This is a genomic window from Streptococcus sp. GMD6S (assembly GCF_000297015.1).
This window is the reverse complement of the sequence record NZ_AJRH01000296.1, coordinates 1-4,125: the sequence shown is the minus strand read 5'-3', so window position 1 is coordinate 4,125 and position 4,125 is coordinate 1. Positions and strand designations below refer to the sequence as shown.

Annotated in this window: 3 protein-coding genes and 1 pseudogene; 2 read left to right on the top strand and 2 right to left on the bottom strand. The window is 41.9% G+C overall.

Features of this window, described 5'->3' with window-relative positions; genetic code table 11:
• A partial coding sequence (locus GMD6S_RS10935; protein WP_001064507.1) for a PTS transporter subunit EIIC occupies positions 1-1,166 on the bottom strand: 1,166 nt, incomplete at its 3' end.
• Between the two features lie 378 nt (positions 1,167-1,544).
• Between GMD6S_RS10935 and GMD6S_RS10930 the strand changes: the two genes are divergently transcribed.
• Together GMD6S_RS10930 and GMD6S_RS10925 are read left to right on the top strand one after the other, a co-directional pair.
• On the top strand, positions 1,545-2,999 hold the full coding sequence (locus GMD6S_RS10930) for a sucrose-6-phosphate hydrolase (RefSeq protein ID WP_000455343.1): 1,455 nt from the start codon (positions 1,545-1,547) through the stop codon (positions 2,997-2,999).
• On the top strand, positions 2,980-3,945 hold the full coding sequence (locus GMD6S_RS10925) for a LacI family DNA-binding transcriptional regulator (protein WP_000225979.1): 966 nt from the start codon (positions 2,980-2,982) through the stop codon (positions 3,943-3,945). The genes GMD6S_RS10930 and GMD6S_RS10925 overlap by 20 nt, the downstream gene beginning before the upstream one ends.
• Positions 3,946-3,979: 34 nt before the next feature.
• Here the strand turns inward: GMD6S_RS10925 and GMD6S_RS12495 are convergent.
• Positions 3,980-4,125, bottom strand: a pseudogene (locus GMD6S_RS12495) (hydroxymethylglutaryl-CoA reductase, degradative); the annotation flags it as partial.

Genomic DNA, 4,125 nt, shown 5'->3' with positions numbered 1-4,125 from the left:
AATGAAAGGAAGAATGGTTTACGGAAACGCAAGTTAACCCCGAAGATAGCAGGCTCAGTAATACCTAGGAAGGCAGAAAGAGCAGCTGGGAAAGCAAGTGTTTTAAGTTTAGGATTTTTAGTTTTCACACCAACGGCTACTGTCGCAGCACCTTGAGCAGTCATGGCAGCTGTGATGATAGCGTTGAATGGGTTAGCATGGTCAGCAGCAAGCAATTGAACTTCAAGCAAGTTGAAGATGTGATGAACACCTGATACGACGATTAATTGGTGAACTCCACCAATCAAGAAACCACCAAGTCCGAATGGCAAGTTAAGAATAGCTTTTGTTCCAATGAGGATGTAACTTTCAACAACGTGGAAGACTGGTCCGATAACAAACAATCCAAGGATTGACATTACAAGGAGTGTTACGAACGGTGTTACCAAGAGGTCAAGTACATCTGGAACAACTTTACGAACAGCTTTTTCAAATTTAGCTCCGACAACCCCGATGATGAAGGCTGGAAGAACTGAACCTTGCAAACCTACAACTGGGATAAATCCGAAGAACTGCATTGCAGTTACTTCACCACCAGAAGCAACAGCCCAGGCATTTGGAAGTGAGTCAGATACGAGCATCATACCAAGGACGATACCAACGGCTGGGTTACCACCGAATACACGGAAGGTTGACCAAACAACCAATCCTGGCAAGATAATAAAGGCTGTATCAGTCAAGATTTGAGTGTAAGTTGTCACATCTTCTGGAAGTGTCATCCCAAGAGCAGTCAAGAGACCACGAACACCCATGAAGAGACCAGTTGCTACGATAACTGGAATGATTGGTACGAATACGTCACCGAAAGTACGGATAGCACGTTGGAACCAATTTCCTTGTTTGGCAGCTTCTGCCTTCATGTCTTCTTTAGAAGAGGTTGGCAAACCAAGTGCAACCACTTCGTCGTACATCTTGTTTACTGTACCAGTCCCAAAGATGATTTGGTATTGGCCTGAGTTAAAGAAAGCTCCTTGAACTTTATCCAAGTTCTCAATCACTTCCTTCTTGATTTTCCCTTCATCTTTGACCATGACACGTAGACGAGTCGCACAGTGAGCTACACTGTTGACATTTTCACGTCCACCAAGGGCTTCGATGACCTTTTTTGCAATATCCTGATTGTTCATTTGCAAAAATCTCCTTATATAAAATTTTGTAAAGTGTTTGAAAGCGATTTTATCCGCCCTACGACTATTATTTTATCATGTTTCTAAAATATGTCAAGCGTTTTGCAGAAATTTTTATTCCCTTTCTTTTTCCTCTGATTATTTTTGCTCGTTTTTGAGGGAAATTCTCTTTTTCCTCAAAAAAATATCTTTAAACTTGAGGAATAAAGGTTTTTATTTACATTTTCTTTCATTTTTTCGTGAAAATTTGTTAGATTTCCTTTACTTGATTTATGGCAACCGTTTGACATTTTTTGCTATTTTTTAACATAAAAGACTTGCTTTTTTGGTCGAAAACGTTTACTATTAAGGTAGTAGAACTTTAGGAGGAAAGATAAAATGGAATGGACAACTGAGCGCCGTTATAGACGCTATGAAGACTGGTCTAATGATGAAATCAAACAAATCAAGGAAACGATGGCACAATCTCCTTGGCATACTCGTTACCATGTCGAGCCTAAAATAGGTCTTCTCAATGACCCAAATGGCTTTTCTTATTTCGATGGCAAATGGATTCTCTTTTACCAGAACTTCCCCTTTGGTGCAGCACATGGGTTGAAGTCTTGGGTGCAGCTTGAAAGTGATGATTTAGTGCGCTTTACAGAAACTGGAGTCAAAGTTTTGCCAGATACTCCATTAGATAGCCACGGTGCCTACTCTGGTTCTGCCATGCAGTTTGGCGATCAGTTGTTCCTATTTTATACTGGAAATGTCCGTGATGAAAACTGGATCCGTCACCCCTACCAGATCGGGGCTCTTTTAGATAAGGATGGCAAGATTACAAAAATTGACAAGATCTTGATTGACCAGCCATCAGACTCTACTGATCACTTCCGTGACCCACAAATTTTCAACTTTAAGGGGCAATATTATGCTATCGTGGGTGGACAGGACTTGGAGAAAAAAGGCTTTGTTCGTCTCTACAAGGCTATAGATAATGATTACACCAACTGGCAAGCAGTTGGTGACCTAGACTTTGCCAACGACCGTACTGCCTATATGATGGAATGTCCAAATCTGGTCTTTATCGGTGAACAACCTGTACTTCTCTACTGCCCGCAAGGATTGGATAAGAGTGTTCTAGACTATGATAATATCTATCCAAACATGTACAAAATCGGGGCTTCTTTTGATCCTGAAAATGCTAAAATGGTAGATGTCTCTCCATTGCAAAATCTAGACTATGGTTTCGAAGCCTATGCAACGCAAGCCTTCAACGCTCCAGACGGACGCTCTCTAGCAGTTAGTTGGCTTGGACTACCAGATGTAGTCTACCCATCTGATCGTTTTGACCACCAAGGAACTTTCTCATTGGTCAAGGAACTCACTATCAAAGATGGCAAACTCTACCAATACCCTGTCGCAGCTATCAAGGACCTTCGTGTCTCTGAAGAACCCTTTTCAAATCGTGCTCAAACCAATAACAGCTATGAACTCGAGCTCAACTTGGAAGCCAATAGCCAGAGCGAGATTGTCTTACTTGCCGACAAAGAAGGCAAGGGACTTTCAATCAACTTTGACCTTGTAAATGGTCAAGTGACAGTGGATCGTAGCCAGGCTGGTGAGCAGTACGCCCAAGAATTTGGAAGCACTCGTTCTTGCCCAATCGACAAGCAAACTACTACTGCTAACATCTTCATCGACAATTCTGTTTTTGAAATTTTTATCAATAAAGGAGAAAAAGTATTTTCTGGTCGCGTCTTTCCGAATGCCGATCAAAATGGTATCCTGATCAAATCTGGAAACCCAACCGGAACCTACTATGAATTAGATTATGGTCGCAAAACTAACTGATGTCGCAAAACTTGCTGGTGTCAGCCCTACTACCGTTTCTCGGGTTATCAATAAAAAAGGTTATCTGTCTGAAAAAACCATTCTCAAGGTCAATGAAGCCATGAGAGAATTGGGCTATAAGCCCAACAATTTAGCTCGTAGCCTCCAAGGAAAATCAGCTAAGTTGATTGGCTTAATTTTCCCAAATATTTCCAATGTTTTCTATGCAGAATTGATTGATAAGTTGGAACACCAACTCTTTAAAAATGGATACAAGACCATCATCTGTAACAGCGAGCACGACTCTAAGAAGGAACGGGAGTACATCGAAATGCTAGAGGCCAATCAGGTCGACGGTATCATTTCTGGTAGTCATAACTTGGGAATTGAAGACTACAATCGTGTAACAGCGCCAATCATTTCCTTTGACCGAAACTTGTCTCCAGACATTCCTGTTGTCTCCTCTGACAACTACGGTGGCGGGGTTCTCGCTGCCCAAACCTTGGTCAAGACAGGTGCCCAGTCTATTATCATGATTACAGGGAATGACAATTCCAATTCGCCTACTGGACTGCGTCATGCTGGTTTTGCCTCTGTACTCCCAAAAGCGCCTATTATCAATGTTTCGAGTGACTTTTCTCCCGTCAGAAAGGAAATGGAAATCAAGAATATCTTGACTCATCAGAAACCAGATGCTATCTTTGCTTCAGATGATCTGACAGCCATCTTGGTTATCAAAATAGCTCAGGAACTGGGAATCTCTGTTCCTGAAGAGCTCAAAGTCATCGGCTATGATGGGACTTACTTTATCGAAAACTACTACCCTCAACTGGCGACCATCAAGCAACCCTTGGAAGAGATTGCCCAACTCACTGTTGATCTTCTCTTGCAGAAGATCGAAGGCAAGGAAGTCGCGACAACTGGTTACTTCTTACCAGTCACCCTATTACCTGGAAAAAGTATTTAAGTACAAAAAACTCAGACGAATTCGTCTGAGTTTTTTATGATCTTAAGTTTTCGAGATAGCGCTGGGCTGTCTCTAAGTTAAAGGTTTTATCTGCGATGAGGTGCTTAACGAGGGGAGCAACTTCAGACTCACTAGCACCTGCTAGGAGAGCTAAGGATTTGGCCTGTAACTTCATGTGAC

Bases quoted from the DNA above. Each gene is read 5' to 3' on its own strand.
- GMD6S_RS10930 (WP_000455343.1), top strand. From the start codon at position 1,545: ATGGAATGGACAACTGAGCGCCGTTATAGACGCTATGAAGACTGGTCT.
- GMD6S_RS10925 (WP_000225979.1), top strand. From the start codon at position 2,980: ATGGTCGCAAAACTAACTGATGTCGCAAAACTTGCTGGTGTCAGCCCT.